This is a genomic window from Shewanella yunxiaonensis (genome assembly GCF_018223345.1).
Classification (GTDB): Bacteria; Pseudomonadota; Gammaproteobacteria; order Enterobacterales; family Shewanellaceae; genus Shewanella; species Shewanella yunxiaonensis.
The window spans coordinates 121,417-136,668 of the sequence record NZ_CP073587.1; the positions used below are offsets into that span (position 1 = coordinate 121,417).

15 protein-coding genes, 1 pseudogene and 1 riboswitch are annotated in these 15,252 nt (G+C 49.6%); of the genes and pseudogenes, 3 read left to right on the forward strand and 13 right to left on the reverse strand.

The features are described from left to right. Positions 1-708: a TIGR01621 family pseudouridine synthase gene (locus KDN34_RS00580; RefSeq protein ID WP_212595045.1), complete on the forward strand. Its 708-nt coding sequence runs from the start codon at positions 1-3 to the stop codon at positions 706-708. Positions 709-775: 67 nt separating this feature from the next. Here KDN34_RS00580 and KDN34_RS00585 read toward each other — a convergent pair whose 3' ends face one another. The 5 genes from KDN34_RS00585 to ribB all read right to left on the reverse strand — a co-directional run bounded on the left by KDN34_RS00585 (position 776) and on the right by ribB (position 5,125). After that, positions 776-1,276 (reverse strand): hypothetical protein, encoded by a 501-nt coding sequence (locus tag KDN34_RS00585; RefSeq protein ID WP_212595046.1) that lies wholly within the window; start codon positions 1,274-1,276, stop codon positions 776-778. A gap of 261 nt (positions 1,277-1,537) precedes the next feature. Further along, complete coding sequence (locus tag KDN34_RS00590; protein ID WP_212595047.1) at positions 1,538-2,197, reverse strand: Bax inhibitor-1 family protein; 660 nt, start codon at positions 2,195-2,197, stop codon at positions 1,538-1,540. Positions 2,198-2,270: 73 nt separating this feature from the next. After that, the gene (gene moeB, locus KDN34_RS00595; RefSeq protein ID WP_212595048.1) at positions 2,271-3,035 is read right to left on the reverse strand and encodes a molybdopterin-synthase adenylyltransferase MoeB; all 765 of its coding nucleotides are present in this window, start codon (positions 3,033-3,035) and stop codon (positions 2,271-2,273) included. A 13-nt stretch (positions 3,036-3,048) separates the two neighbouring features. After that, positions 3,049-4,293 carry a molybdopterin molybdotransferase MoeA gene (gene moeA, locus KDN34_RS00600; RefSeq protein WP_212595049.1) on the reverse strand — a complete coding sequence of 415 codons (1,245 nt, stop codon included), beginning with the start codon at positions 4,291-4,293 and terminating at the stop codon, positions 3,049-3,051. A 178-nt stretch (positions 4,294-4,471) separates the two neighbouring features. Then, the gene (gene ribB, locus KDN34_RS00605) at positions 4,472-5,125 is read right to left on the reverse strand and encodes a 3,4-dihydroxy-2-butanone-4-phosphate synthase (protein ID WP_212595050.1); all 654 of its coding nucleotides are present in this window, start codon (positions 5,123-5,125) and stop codon (positions 4,472-4,474) included. Positions 5,126-5,239: 114 nt separating this feature from the next. Beyond that, positions 5,240-5,422, reverse strand: a riboswitch (FMN riboswitch). Between the two features lie 182 nt (positions 5,423-5,604). Here ribB and KDN34_RS00610 point away from each other — a divergent pair. Together KDN34_RS00610 and KDN34_RS00615 are read left to right on the forward strand one after the other, a co-directional pair. Next, a complete protein-coding gene (locus KDN34_RS00610) occupies positions 5,605-7,743 on the forward strand; it encodes a S9 family peptidase (RefSeq protein ID WP_212595051.1) in 2,139 nt (712 codons plus the stop codon). Positions 7,744-7,748: 5 nt separating this feature from the next. Next, positions 7,749-8,003, forward strand: a pseudogene (locus KDN34_RS00615) (GIY-YIG nuclease family protein); the annotation flags it as partial. 327 nt (positions 8,004-8,330) lie between these two features. Here KDN34_RS00615 and KDN34_RS00620 read toward each other — a convergent pair. From KDN34_RS00620 to KDN34_RS00655, 8 genes are all read right to left on the reverse strand, one after another. Continuing rightward, the gene (locus KDN34_RS00620) at positions 8,331-8,801 is read right to left on the reverse strand and encodes a GNAT family N-acetyltransferase (RefSeq protein ID WP_212595053.1); all 471 of its coding nucleotides are present in this window, start codon (positions 8,799-8,801) and stop codon (positions 8,331-8,333) included. Positions 8,802-8,816: 15 nt separating this feature from the next. Next, positions 8,817-9,200, reverse strand: a complete 384-nt coding sequence (locus KDN34_RS00625) for a GFA family protein (RefSeq protein WP_212595054.1) — start codon at positions 9,198-9,200, stop codon at positions 8,817-8,819. An 86-nt stretch (positions 9,201-9,286) separates the two neighbouring features. Beyond that, a complete protein-coding gene (locus KDN34_RS00630; protein WP_228730388.1) occupies positions 9,287-9,811 on the reverse strand; it encodes an O-acetyl-ADP-ribose deacetylase in 525 nt (174 codons plus the stop codon). 39 nt (positions 9,812-9,850) lie between these two features. Then, on the reverse strand, positions 9,851-10,285 hold the full coding sequence (locus KDN34_RS00635) for a GNAT family N-acetyltransferase (protein WP_212595055.1): 435 nt from the start codon (positions 10,283-10,285) through the stop codon (positions 9,851-9,853). 17 nt (positions 10,286-10,302) lie between these two features. Beyond that, a complete protein-coding gene (gloA2, locus tag KDN34_RS00640) occupies positions 10,303-10,686 on the reverse strand; it encodes an SMU1112c/YaeR family gloxylase I-like metalloprotein (protein WP_212595056.1) in 384 nt (127 codons plus the stop codon). Positions 10,687-10,914: 228 nt separating this feature from the next. Continuing rightward, positions 10,915-13,029, reverse strand: a complete 2,115-nt coding sequence (locus tag KDN34_RS00645) for a M13 family metallopeptidase (RefSeq protein ID WP_212595057.1) — start codon at positions 13,027-13,029, stop codon at positions 10,915-10,917. 120 nt (positions 13,030-13,149) lie between these two features. Next, positions 13,150-13,443 (reverse strand): hypothetical protein, encoded by a 294-nt coding sequence (locus KDN34_RS00650; protein WP_212595058.1) that lies wholly within the window; start codon positions 13,441-13,443, stop codon positions 13,150-13,152. Positions 13,444-13,586: 143 nt separating this feature from the next. Further along, positions 13,587-15,167 (reverse strand): tetratricopeptide repeat-containing sulfotransferase family protein, encoded by a 1,581-nt coding sequence (locus tag KDN34_RS00655; protein ID WP_212595059.1) that lies wholly within the window; start codon positions 15,165-15,167, stop codon positions 13,587-13,589. Positions 15,168-15,252: the final 85 nt, after the last annotated feature.

Sequence of the window (15,252 nt, forward strand, 5' to 3'; positions counted from 1 at the left end):
ATGACCACCGTTCCCAGTTACCGGCTGCTGGCCTCTGAAACAGATTTTATCGTTGTGGATAAAGCCCCTGGCGTGCATTTTCACAGTCAGGATGGCAGTGCCGGGTTGGTGGCACAGTTGGAAGCTGACCTCAAACTCAAACTTTATCCCGTACATAGGTTAGATACTATGACATCGGGGTTATTGTTGTTGGCCCGTTCATCTGCCGCCGCTGCGCGGTTTACGGCGATGTTTAGTCAGCATCAGGTACAAAAATATTATCTGGCGCTGGCAGGCGGTAAACCTAAGAAAAAGCAGGGTTGGGTTATCGGTGATATGGCCAAATCGCGCCGAGGTATGTATAAACTGCTGCGCACCACTGACAATCCGGCGATCACCCAGTTTTTCAGTCAGTCGGTGGCTGAAGGATTGCGACTTTACCTATTAAAGCCGTTGAGCGGTAAGACACACCAATTGCGGGTGGCGCTGAACAGCATTGGCGTGCCGATTCTGGGCGACACACTCTATGGCGCCACCGCAACCGTTGCTGAGCGCGGTTATCTGCATGCCTATGGTTTGGAATTTGTCTGGAATGGGCGACTTTGCCAGTTTTTGTGCCCACCCATAGTCGGCGAACAGTTTCTGAATGCAGCGGTAACGGCGCAAATCCAGTCCTGGGACAAACCGTGGTCGCTGCCTTGGCCACAGTCAAAATCACCGGAGCGCTAACACTGATATGACACTAGCGCCGAACTGAACGAGAGCATCGTGGGTCCAGTCCGGCCTCAGTGCCACATTAGTTGGGGGCTTTCACCACGACAAACTGTTTCCCGCCTTCCAACGGTAAATACCAGACACCATTAGCCACGTAATATAAGCGGCCATCATAAGCGACTTTTTTGGTTACACCGGCCACCACATCCACAACTGTTCCTGGGGTCAGACTAGTGTCGGAGGCCACAGTATTGGGCGCACTCACTACAGTGTAATTGCCGGCGGGTGGATTCTGCACATATACGTACTGGTCACCATTCTGCCGGTAATAGTTATTGCCAACGATCGCATAGGTGATCCCGGCAAAAACCGCAAAAGTGGCTAAATCTGCCAGTGCATTACCGTGATAATTATAAACCTTGGGCGATGGCCGATGATCGTGGTTGTTGACGACGATGACATTTCCGCGGCTGTAATGATTACCACCGCGGTGGTCATCATTGTCGTGTCCATGGGCATAAGTCAGTGTTGGCGTCAGGACTAAGCTCAACGCGGTCAATCCGGAAATCAGTAATTTTTGCATGATAAGCAGGTCCTCTTTTAATGCCTCTTAGCATTAATATTGCCACTAAAGTAAGAGGGCCAGAAGCGGTATCAGGTAACAATAGGTAAAGTCGGTGCAAAGCCGTTGCAATTGATTAACTGCTCAGTAACAAACATTGAAACAGCTTTAATTAGCAATTGCTGAATATGGAGGCTGTGCGCTAAAACACACAGCCTCTATGGGAATTGTTCTCTAGATGATGCTTGAGTTGCCGTTGTTCGATGACGATTACTGGCGTGGTTAACGGCGATTTCCCAGAATTCGCAAAATTCGCAAAAACAGGTTGATGATATCCATATACAGCGCGGCCGCACTATCAATGGCGTTATCTACGGTTTTGGGAATGGCATTGGCGCGGCCCCAGTCGTACCCGATATAACCACAGAAAATCAGCACGACAATCCAGTCGAGAATGCCATGATGGGTCTTGAAGAAAAACAGCTCTATCAATTCCACTACGATGACCAGCAACAGGGCGATGGTCAGTGCTCCGGCTATCCGCGCAAAAAAGGCCGGAAAGAGTGTGCCTAACACCATCATTCCGAGCGTCACCAGCGTGGTGATGCGCAGCGCATCAACCACTAAATCCGGTTGATACTGACTGACTACCAGATTGATGATTAGCCCGAAAGGTACAACGACCAGGTTATAACCAATAAAGCTGAACAGGGGATTATCGGATTTCTGAAACAGATAGATCCCGGCAAAACAACTGATAAAGTAACCGCCAAAAAACAGCAAGGGATTAATACTAGCAATACTCTGCGGGTCGATGCTGCTGACCATCAGATAGTTAATGGCAAAACCCCATAGTAAGGTGATGCCGATAATCAGGTTGTACAGACTATTACCAATCACTTTGTCATTGGTGCTAGTACGGTCAAAAACGCTGTGTTCCATAGCAAATAATTCCTGATAACGTGAATGTGTACCAACTCAAGATATAGAAATAATCCCTTTAAAACCAGTGGTTTCAATCAGACTGACACACCTCGCAATGTGGTTGCTTGGGCAGCTTCATTTCGCGAAATTCCATGGTCATGGCATCTACCATCAGTAGGCGACCGTATAAGGGTTTACCCAAACCGGTAATCACCTTAATCGCCTCTGTCGCTTGTAAGCATCCCATCAACCCCACGACTGGTGCCAGAATACCGGACTCTACACAGCTCAATTGCTGCTCGCCGAAAAGACTGGCAAAGCAGTGATAGCAAGGCATGTCATCCTGATAACCAAACACGGTGACGACACCTTCCATGCGGATCGCTGCAGCGGATACCAACGGCACTTTGTGATGAAAACACGCCCGGTTCAGCTGCTCACGCACTGCGACGTTGTCGGTACAGTCGAGCACAATGGTATGCGTGGCCACCAGTTCCTCTATCTCCTGATCGTCCAGCACCTGATGAATCGTACGGATGGCCACATGGGGATTGAGTTCGCTGAGAGTTTCTTTGGCAGAGGCCACTTTGGGCTGGCCGACATTACGGTCCAGATGCAGCACCTGGCGTTGCAGATTGGATAGTTCCACGGTATCGAAATCTACCAGGGTTAACTGGCCAATACCGGCTACGGTCAGATATTGAGATGCCGTGCAGCCTAGTCCCCCTGCACCAATCATCAGCACTTTTGCCAGCTTTAACTGCTCTTGCCCTTCGATGTCCATACCCTTAATGGAGATCTGGCGGCTGTAACGCAGTATTTCACTGTCGCTGAGAATATCGTCAAACTGCTCCATTATCGGTTCTCCGTCAGCAAAGTACGCTGTTAAAAGGCTCAACGGTGACTAGCTCACCTGCACCGGTATTGCCTTGTTGCTGCTCTAACACGATGAAACAGTTAGCCAGATGCATCGAACTCAACTGCGATGAATCCTGTGAGCCGGTAGTGCTGACCTGCAACGTGCCGTCGAGGTTATGACTGAGAATGCCGCGTTGATATTCGACTCGCCCAGGCTTTTTACGGATAGCACTGTTTAGTACCGCTTTAATCTGCAATGGCGCTACGGGTTTAAGCCCTTGTAACTTGCGCAGTAATGGCAACACCAGTTTGTAGAAGGTGACCATGGATGATACGGGGTTTCCTGGTAAGCCACAGAATACAGCGTCGCCAATCTTACCCATGGCAAACGGTTTACCGGGTTTCATGGCAAGCTTCCAGAAGGTGATTTTGCCTTCTTCATCTAGCACTTGCTTGGTGAAATCTGCTTCACCAACAGAGACTCCTCCAGAAGTGAGTACCATATCTGCACAGGCGGCCGCCTCACGAAATGCCTGCCGAATGGCTTCTGGGTCGTCCTTGATAACACCGAGGTCAATCCATTCGACGCCGGCTTTAATCAATAAGCCTTTGATGGAGTAGCGATTGGAATCATAAATCTGTCCAGGAGCTAATTCGCTGCCAATTGGGCGCAACTCATCGCCAGTAGAGAAAAAGGCCACTTTGGCGCGACGGAATACGCGTAGGTGGTTGATACCTAATGTCGCGATAATGCCCATCTCAGCCGCGCGGATTTCGGCGCCAGAGGTCAATACTTTGGTGCCGACCGCCATCTCTCCGCCACGCAAGCGCACGTTTTCCCACTGCTCACTGCAGGGTTCAAGCGTCACCTGATCGCCGGCTACTTCGGCATATTCCTGCATCTGTACGGTGTCATAACCATCGGGAACAGTCGCGCCGGTCATAATGCGCACACAACTGCCAGGGCGGTATTCACCTTGAAAAGGGTGACCAGCGAAGGATTTGCCGATAACCGTCAATGTGCCTGTGCTGGGTAAGTCGGCAAAACGATAGGCGTAACCGTCCATACCGGAATTGTTGAATGGTGGCAGTTCAATACTGCTGTGCAGATCTTCTGCCAGAACGCGGCCGAGCGCTTCTGCCAGTGGTACTGTTTCAGTTTCATATAACGGTAGAATCTGCTCTAGCAGCATAGGTACTGCTTCATCGGGATGCAGTAATTGCGGGCGAGCACAAGGGTCCTGAGACATGGACATAGAGCAACCTTAATCTGACAATGAACTTTTCTCTGGCGGTTATTATGCCACGCGCAAGCCAGCAGGCTAAGCTTCCACCAGAACTCTCCATTGATTTTAACGATAATTTGAACAATAACAGTGAACTAGGTCGCCAACAAAAAAAGCAGCCGTGGCTGCTTTTTCTTTGGACGCGGTATTAACCGACATTCGCCATTAACGAGTGGCGATATGCGGCAATATCTTCGATGGTCAGTACCGGCATCTGGTGCTTGTCGCCAAACTCAATGATCTCCGGTAACCGCGCCATAGTACCGTCAGGATTGGTCACTTCACATAAGACCCCGGCATGTTTTAGCCCTGCAAGTTTCATCAGATCAACCGTTGCTTCGGTATGGCCACGACGGGTAAATACGCCCCCTGGCTGCGCCCGCAAAGGGTAAACATGGCCGGGACGAACCAGATGCTCAGGTTTAGCATCATCAGCGATGGCAGCTTTGATGGTGGTTACCCGGTCAGCTGCTGAAACGCCGGTAGTGACACCATCGCGTGCTTCAATACTGACGGTAAATGGGGTGCCGTACTGGCTGGTGTTAGTGGTCACCATCGGCGGTAAATCCAGTGCTTTGACCCGTTCATCGGTCAAACACAAACAGACAATGCCACTGCCTTCACGGATTAAGAGTGCCATCTGTTCGCTGGTAAGGGTTTCGGCGGCAAAAATCATGTCGCCTTCATTTTCGCGGTCTTCGTCATCGACCACCAATACGCCGCGGCCTTGGCGCAGTGTCTGCAAGGCTGTTTCGACCCGTTTGGCGGGCGTACCAAAAGCGGCTAATAATGACTGATTCATGGTAAAAGTCCTTAAATTACAACGTGAATTTTCCAGAATCAGGGCAAGAAAGGAATAGCACAACTACCGCCATTGCGGTAATAGATGCCTGAAAGACAGCCGGTATAACAGTTGTCATATCCTCTTTCATCCGGACTGAGCCAGTACATACTGGCAACACCGTCGGCTCTGGAATAGTCACATAAGGTGAGGACACCAGATCTGCTGACCCTGACATCGTATCAGGCGCTCGCGGGCTTTCGCTGCTTAAAGCGATTTACCACCGGTGGGGAATTACACCCCGCCCTGAGAATACTGCCTGAGGGTGCTCAGGCGAAAAATAGCATGCGCCCGCAGTTATGAAATAACAAGCTTCCGCTTCACATTTCTGATCAGAGACTTGCGGTAATAAAAGTTGCCGGTCACTATAGGGTTTTCGGCCAGCAGTTTCGGCCATGAGCGCGGTGCGGTAGTGGCTGCGACTTAACAGGGAAAGGCTCATGAACAGACTGTTGACATCTATTGGGTTGGTAGGCGCAGCCATAGTGCTGTGCGGATGCGGAAGTATGAATGCAAAAGTAGAAGTCACTGCGCCAGTGGCCACTAAAATTCCTCATGAAATGACACTGCATGGGGTAACGCGAGTAGATAACTATTATTGGCTGCGTGATGACAGCCGTACCGCTCCTCAAGTCTTGGACTATTTGCATCAGGAAAACGCCTATACCCAGGCGCAGTTAGCCCCTTACAAGCCGTTAGAAAACCAGCTATTTAAAGAACTGACCTCGCGGGTCGAGCCTAACGAAAGCACGGTACCTTACCACTGGCATAACCACTGGTACTCACGGCGCTACAGTGAAGGCAAAGAATACCCGATTATTGTGCGTAGTCAGACGCAGAACGGTGCTGTGCAGTCGCTGTTGGACGCTAACGAACGCGCGGCGGGACATGACTTTTATCGCTTGGCTGCTGTCAATGTCAGCCCGGATGAAAAGCTGCTAGCCTTTGCCGAAGATACCCTGAGTCGACGCATCTATACCGTCTATTTTAAAGATCTGTCTGGTGGTCAATTACTCTCCGATAAGCTCACAGACGTTGACGGTGGCGTGGTATGGAGCAATGACAATCGTTATGTCTTCTATATTGCCAAAGACCCGCAAACCCTGTTGGGGGATAGGGTATTCCGTCACAAACTGGGGACTCAGCAGTCTGCTGATGTGCTGGTTTACCACGAAAAAGACGACTCCTATTTTCTCGACCTGGGTAAAAGCCTCGACGAAACCGAGATTGTGCTGACCCATGAAAACACCATTACCAGTGAAGTCTCCTTGCTCGATGCGAACGCGCCATTAGGCGAGTTTTTGCCGGTGCTGCCTCGAGAAGAGGGCCTCGAATACAGTGTCGCGAAACGGGGCAATGAGCTTTATATCCTGACCAACTGGCAGGCGCAGAATTTCCAGTTGATGAAAGTCAACATCAACAAAGCGGCGAACAAGGACAACTGGCAGCCAGTGATCCCGCATGATCCGGATGTATTGCTGGAGGATTTTCTGTTACTGGACGACTTTCTGGTGATACAGACTCGGGAGCAGGGGTTAAGCCACATACGTATTTACCCCGATGCGGATACGACTCGCGGCTACGAGCTGCAGTTTGATGACCCGGCGTATGTGGTGGGGTTAGATGTGAATCCTAATCAGCATAGCCGAGAGCTGCGAGTGTATTACTCCAGCCCGTCAACCCCTGAATCTATTTATGACTATCAGCTGGATTTCCCAGGGCGTCGTACCCTATTGAAACAGGAAAAAGTGCTAGGCGGCTTTAATGCCGCTAATTATCGCACAGAAAGACTACGCATCACCGCACGCGATGGCACTCCGGTACCGGTGACATTGGTGTACCGCAAAGACAAATTCCAACGTGATGGCACTAACCCGCTGTACATCTATGGCTATGGGGCCTATGGCATTGTGATGGAGCCAGCGTTTCAGGATGACATTATCAGCTTGCTCGACCGCGGCATTGTGTACGCCATTGCCCATGTGCGTGGCAGCGATATGCTGGGACGGCGTTGGTATGAAGAAGGCAAGATGTTACATAAACAGAATAGTTTCAATGATTTTGTTGATGTCACTAAGGGGTTATTGAACGAAAAATATGGCGAGCCAGGCAAAGTGTTGGCTGCAGGTGGTAGCGCGGGTGGCTTACTGATGGGGGGCGTGATCAATCAGGCGCCAGAGTTGTATCTTGCCGTCGCGGCTCATGTGCCATTTGTCGATATCGTCACGACTATGCTGGACGAATCGATTCCGCTCACTACCAATGAATACGATGAGTGGGGTAATCCGCAGCAGAAAAAATATTTCGACTACATGCTCAGCTACTCGCCTTATGACAATGTACAGCATCAGGCTTATCCCAATCTGCTGGTAACCAGCGGCCTGTATGATTCTCAGGTGCAGTATTTCGAACCGGCAAAATGGGTGGCTAAACTGCGCGACTATAAAACGGATAATCATCTGTTACTGCTGCATATGGACATGACGGCGGGTCACGGGGGCAAGAGTGGCCGTTACAGCAGTTACGAAGATACCGCGTTAGAGTACGCCTTCTTTCTCGGCTTGTTGGGATATAAATGAACCCGTGGTCGTTGTATATCATCCGTTGTCGTGACGGAGAGCTGTATACCGGTGTGACCACCGATGTCCCTCGCCGTTTTGCTGAGCACCAGCGCGGCGGTCTGCGCGCTGCTAAATATTTGCGCGGACGAGGGCCGTTGCAGTTAGCCTATCAGGAGTTGGTCGGCAGTCGCAGTGATGCCCTCAAGCGAGAACTGGCGGTGAAAAAGCTCAGTCGGCAACAGAAGCTCGCGCTATTGAATAACGCTCCAGCAGCGTAGTTGCGCTCAAAAAGGAGCGGGATTCATTGGCCACAATGCGGCCACTACAATGAATCCCGCGGTCGGGAAGTTGTCCCAGAGTTGCCATGAATGGCTTTCGGAGAACAACTCTCTATAGCAGCAATTGCGCCAATATTTATCTAATTGAAATTAAACGATAAAAATATTTCTTCGACATGAGGAAATAAGAACTTCGCCGAAAAATGGCGAATTTTCCCAATCACTTGAGGATCTTGGCAAAAATGTATATCTGCTATTGTCCGGAGCATGACGCTGGCAGGATAAGTCGGTGATGTTCCTTCATCAATTGGGCGGAGTGGTTGCGGGTTAGCGCAAAAACTTCTCCATAAATACGCTATTGGGGTCGGGCTGATAATCAGCAAACGGTGTGCATTCACTGAAGCCGAATTTTAGGTAAAGCGCCCGCGCGGGTTCAAAAAATGCCATTGAACCAGTTTCTAAACACAGTCTTGTCACGCCGAGACCCGCGGCATGTTGTAGTAGATGATTTAACAATGCGGACGCAATACCGCGACGTCTGGCGGCAACAGTGGTTCGCATCGATTTAATCTCTGCAAGCTGACTATCATGTAATTTTAGGGCAATGCATCCCAGCAACTGTTGCTGCTGCCAGGCACTCCAGAAGATAATCTTGGGTTGCTTCAGCTTGGTGATATCCAGGGCATGGACACTCTCTGGTGGCGAAGTTGCATACATATCTTCAAGATGGGCCTGCAGTAACGCCAGTATTTGAGGCGATTCGAGGTCATCAATCCGGATCGTCAGATTTTCCGTCATAAAATACCTATCACGCTATTTTTCTTGGCTTTTATGCACCAAGGTATGGGCGTGTTGTTCCCAATGTTGGCCATCAAACTGGGTGATATGCACTGCTGCTGGCTCGGTATCCAGGCAGTTCACATTGACATCGACGCCATCTGGATTGGAGCGGGGAATATAAAAAGGTTTGATGCCACAAGTTCGACAGAATGTATGTTGCGCCACGCCGGTGTTAAAGCGATAGGTGGTGAGCATCTCTTCACCGCGGATAATGCGAAATTTGCTTGTGGGTACAATCAGATGGAGATAGCCTGATTTACGGCAAATGGAACAGTTGCAATAATCGACCGCTAATTCGGAGGGGGCTTCCACTTCAAATCGCACCGCCTGGCAATGGCAACTTCCCTGGTAAATCACGCTGCTTTCCTCGTCCGAGTCACTGTGTCCTAGTTTTCCCACAATGCGCGGAGTAGGTCAAAGCCAATTTACAAGGTTTGACCATGTTAGGGCGGGTCCAGATGTGCCAGTATCTGTCGCCACACCTTTGTTATCTCAGCATTAAACAGATAAAAAACAATGTGCAGGTGTTTGAATTGCGGTTCGTTACAGGTTTGCAAGGCGATATTTGCCGCTTCCTCCAATGGGTAACCGTAAACACCACAGGAGATCGCCGGCAGCGCTACTGAATGACAGCCATGCGCCATCGCCAGTTGCAAGGAGGAGCGATAGGCTGCAGCCAGGTGCTGCGCGGGGGCTGCATCGCTGCTATAAATCGGCCCGACGGTGTGAATCACGTAACGACTCGGCAAGTTCCCCGCGCTGGTGATGCGGGCTTCACCTACCGGGCAACGTATGCCATTTACTTCAGGGATTTTGAGACATTCGGCCAACAACTGTGGCCCTGCGGCTTGATGGATCGCGCCATCCACGCCACCACCACCAAGCATACGACTATTGGCGGCATTAACGATGGCATCTTCAGATGCGAGAGTAATATCCCCTTCGATCAGTTGAATATGATTCATCATCAGTCTCCATGAGGGTGGCAGCTGTGGTTACCGGTACTGTTACTTTAGTCGGTATACGTCAGGCTGCCAGATCTGCATCAGACTTTGTGGATTTTCTACGGTATTAAAGCCAAATTGAGCGTACAAGCCATGCGCATCGCGCGTCGCTAGCATCATGCGCCGTAATCCTTGTAGCTCGGGGTGAGCAACGATGGTCTGAACCAGCCATTTGCTCAGACCTAGGCCACGATGTTCTGGCGAAATAAATACATCGGCGAGGTACGCGAACGTCGCGCGATCACTGATGATGCGGGCAAATCCCACTTGCTGACCCGCTGCGGTATACACGCCAAAACACAGCGAATTAGCAATCGCCTTACGCATCACGGCTTCTGGTATGCCTTGAGCCCAGTAACTGCTAGCGATAAATCCGCATATTACTGCGAAGTCCAATTTGTCAGGATCGCAACTGACTTCGTAACCTGACACTGTCATACAAATATTCCAATACGCTAAATTTCATAGAGTTCTAACGGCAGATTATCCGGATCGTTGAAAAAGGTAAATTGTTTACCCGTGTAGGCATCGATTCGGATGGGTTCGCAGTTTATGCCATGGGATGTAAGCCATGTAACCGCGTCGGAGACAGAAACTACGCGAAAGGCGAGGTGGCGTAATCCCTGGGCTTCCGGGAAGCTTGGACGCGTTGGCGCATCAGGGAATGAAAACAGTTCCAGTTGCGAGCCATCAGGCAGTTGCAAATCCAACTTCCAGGAGTTTCTTGCTTGCCGATAATGTTCGGCAATAACGTCTAAGCCTAAAATCTCACAATAGAAGTGTTTGGAGCGCTGATAGTCGTGGCAGATGACGGCGATATGGTGAATGCCTAAAAGCATGAAATATCCTCTGGCTAATAACTTTACCGTCACCATACCCGAGTACTGCGGCGGATCAATCTCTGTCGCCGCCGATTTGAACGCTGAACTTAATTGGTATCGCGTTTTGATACGGGCATCGTTGGCTGCCTCGGCAATTTAATTCGAACGGCTATAAGGGGTTACCTGAAGCAATCGCAGATAAAAAAGCCTGACGTTGTGGCCAGGCTTTTTAGCGAAAGAGTGCGTTTACCAGACTTTCACACGTTGCTCCGGTGCTAGGTACAGCTTGTCACCTGGCTGTACATTAAATGCTTGATACCAGGCATCTAAGTTGCGTACGGTGAGCGCACGGTACATCCCCGGGGCGTGACCGTCAGTCGCAATGCGTTGACGCAACGCCTGATCGCGCATCTTGGTCGCCCAAGTCTGGGCAAACCCGATAAAGAAGCGTTGATCACCGGTAAAGCCATCAATGACGGGCGCAGGTTTCCCATTTAATGAGGCATGGTAAGCATCCAGTGACGCAGCTAAACCCGCAACATCGGCGATGTTTTCACCCAGAGTTAACTTGCCATTGACGTGCAGATCCGGGAACGGGTAGTAGGTATCAAACTGTGCCGCTAATGCTTCCCCTTGTTGGGCAAAGCGCGCAAAGTCATCCTTGGTCCACCAGTTACGCATTGCCCCGGTTGAGTCGAATGCGGCACCGTTGTTATCAAAACTATGGCTGATTTCATGGCCGATGACGGCACCAATAGCACCATAGTTATAGGCGGCATCCGCTTTGGCATCAAAGAATGGGGGCTGTAGAATTCCTGCCGGGAAGTTCAGGGCATTTTGTACTGGCAAGTTTACCGCATTGACAATCTGCGGCACCATCCACCATTCATGCTTATCCTGTGGCTTGCCAACTTTAGCCAACTGTTGTTGATAACGGATCTGTTCCCCGGCAATTTCGTTATTGTAGGCATCGGTGGCCGATACCTGATAATGGCTATAATCGGGCCAGCTATCAGGATAACCCACGCCGACAACCAATGAATCGACTTTGGCCAAGGCCTCTTTTTTGGTGGTGGCTGCCATCCAGTCCAGCGCTTCGACTCGCTGGTGGAACGCATGAATGATCTGCTGCACCATATCGCCGACTTGTGCTTTAGCGGATGCCGGGAAATATTTTTCCACGTAATCTTTACCTACGGCATCGCCCAGGTACTCATCCAGTGCGCTTAAGGCACGTTTATCACGACTACGCTGCTGCGGGGTGCCAGAGAGTGTGGTGCCATAAAAAGCAAAATGGGCGTTATCAATCGCGCTTGGCAGTACATCGGTGTGCGCATTGATCTGATGGAATACCAGCCAGTCCTTCCAGGACTGCAGTGGCTCAGACGCGACCAGTGCGGCCAGGTGCGTAATCGCCGCAGCATGATACGCTGCAAAACGAGGTTGTTGTCCTAGATGTGCTGCATTCAGAAAAGCCTGCCAATCGATACCTGGTGCCTTCGTATCAAAGTCTGCTCGACTCCATACGGTAGAGGATTTGGCAAAGTCTTCACTTTCTTCACGAGTTTCGTGTGCGGTGGCGATTTTGGTTTCCAGGGCAAAGATACGATCGGCCTTGGCGGCAGCATCCTCAACGCCAGCTGAGGTCAGCAGCGTTTCAATGTAATTGCGATACTGTTTCCGAATGTCCACCATTTTGGGTGAATCTGACAGATAGTATTCACGCTCTGGCAGACCCAGACCGCCTTGCAGAATATATGGCAGGACTTCTCCAGGTGTTGCCAGTCCCTGAGTGACAAATAACCCAAACAGGTTTTCAGTGGCGTAATGGGTCGCATTTAGCGGATCAACATCGGCGCGCAGATTACTGCCCAACACGGCAGCTAATTGCTGTTTGTCTTTAATGGCAGCATAGCGTGCCAGATCAGCCTGCACCGGTTGCAGACCGGCAGCATCAATGGCAGCGGTATCAGTATAGGCTTTATAGAAATCTGCAATACGCGCTTCATCGCTGCCTGCGGGATGTTGGGTATTTACCAGATTGGCTATCAGCTCAGCTTTATGTTTTTCGGTGGATTCAAAAGCTACCAGAAACGCACCAGTGCTGGAGCGGTCTGCCGGAATTTCAGTGGATTTCATCCAGTTGCCGTTGGCGTACTGATAAAAATCATCACCGGGCTTGATGGCGGTGTCCATGGCCTTAAGGTTGATACCGATATCTACGTCAGTCTTGGGCGCTGCATCGGTCGTTTTTGTTGTTGCGGCGGCGGTTTCACTTTTGGTGGACGGTTCATTACATGCGGTTAAACCGCCCAAAAGGGCTGCACTGACCGCCACTGCAGTCAAAAGTCTGGTAAACATAAAGGTCCCTTGTGAGTTGCATTACTGGGGAATTCGTCAACGGCCAAGTTTACCTTGATGTGCCGAGCTTCTCATTAGCGAAACTCGGGATAATGTGTGAGTTTATGTTTCAGTCAGCGACTATCGATAAAAACCTAATGCCACCGTGAATGCCAATAACAACAGCGCGGCTGCCTTCAGCCAGTGGATGTGGCGCCGGTAACGGATTAAATACGGGCCTTGTTTTTGATTGAGCAGGCCTGCTTTAAGCGATAAATGCAGTGCCGCAATCAATCCGCCACGGGCTTTAGCAATGTCACGCCAGACATCGGGGTAGTGCTGTTGCGTATACTGCTTTGCCCGGCGATCGGCATAGCTTTTGAGGATTAAGATCAATAATGCCGCAACAATAACGGTGATCAGCAGCTGGTTCATATTATCTCGCTCATGGTTTCTTCTGGACGCTCAGCCTAACCCGGTCTTCAACGCAACGGTAGTGACTAACAACTACCAGTAGCCCGGTGAAGATCAGAAAACTATTGGGCATCACTCTCGTAATGTGAATGGGTTCATTAATTTCACTCAAAAAACTGACTATTGGCGCGCCTTGCTAAAGTCGTAAGCTGTTCATAATGCGCTAACATAAATTGTTGATAGTGAGTGCTTTGTCCAATGACTTTGGGATTCATTGGTTGACGCACTTGGCTGGCACTAGGTGTTAATACACGCCGATCAGAGTTGTAGAACTCCAGACATTGAGATACGAATGATAAGCCACAATTTGTTAGTAATTCTCTGATTTGCGACTCCGGGTTCGTAACGAGTTGCTCAAAACTCAGATGATAAATTTCTGCGCCGTAACGCTTTGCCCAATGCTCCATTAGGTGCAGATATTGTTGCCAATAAAGGCAGATATCATCCAGTGAGTAGCTATAATCATGCCCGTGGCTAAAATGCTGTTTAAAGACGCCGAGCGCATTATCACAGGCATTTCGCACCACATTAATAATTTTTGCTTCTGGAAATAGGGTCTTTATTAACCCAATATGCATGAAATTATTTGGGTTTTTATCAATTACATACGCATTGTTATCGATCGTCTTAGGTAGATACTGGGATGTTTGACTAAGGTACATAGCGCGCATGGCCTTAATCTGTGACGCGGTCAGTTGCGCCAGCCTCTCGGCATAGCCGCCATGCATTTCAAGTTGAAGGGCAAGTCTTTCAATATATGGAAGTTCATCAGTTGTATGTACTTGAGGATGACATGCGAGAATTTGCTCTGTGAGCGTTGTCCCAGAGCGCGGCATTCCGACAATGAATATTGGTGTCCAGGGGGTCTCATCAGATGAAGTTTGGGGATGGCAACGACATCGAAGTAAGCGTTCAATTAATTCGTTAAAAGGCCGTTTCTTGAAAGGTCGAAGCGGTGACATAAGTTCATTGGCACTTTTGGCTGCATTGAATGCTTCACTGTATCGATGGCGCTGTTCGTAAGCACGACAGAGGGAAAATTGAAATAGTGAGCGGCTGGCTGCGGAGAACATCTCATCTGTGGCATTCGTGTGGAGAATATCAAGTTCACTGTCCGTAAACTGGTATCTTTTTAAGTCGGCCAGGCTCCAATATCCTGTCGCTTGATGCGAGGGGGCAGTATTAATAAATTCATGGTACATTCCAGCAGCTTTTTCCACCGCCCCCATCGCCTTGTACACATGACCTAAATTTAGTTTGGCTTGCGGTGCTGAATAACCTACGTTAATGACGTTTAGTAAATTCGTTTCAGCGACCTGCATATTGCCGATACGGCAGGCAATAAGTCCGAGACGAAGTTGCCATTGGTACTGTTCTGGTTGTAATTGGCAAAGTTGTTCGAGATAGTGAAAAGCGTTAAAAAGATCTTCTTGGCGCTCGCAGATCTCCAACAGTATTTTGAGCGTTTCAATATCCTGAGGACATGACGCTAGCACTGCCAGATACGTTTGATAAGCTTCCGCGATGTTGCCTTGTCGTAATGCAATATTGGCAAGTATTTTGCGGGCCTGACTGTGCTCTGGATTAGTCTTCAATATCTTGCGTGCATAAATGCCTGCTGAAGTATATTTCTGAGCGGTAAGTAACGCTGTTGCTTCTTGTAAGTACTGTTCTTCAATTGTCAAAGCGATGCCTTTATGAATGGTTATTGAGGCTTGGCTGCAGCTTCGTTAGTATATAAATCTTGTCAGTATTTAACTGGAAAATTTA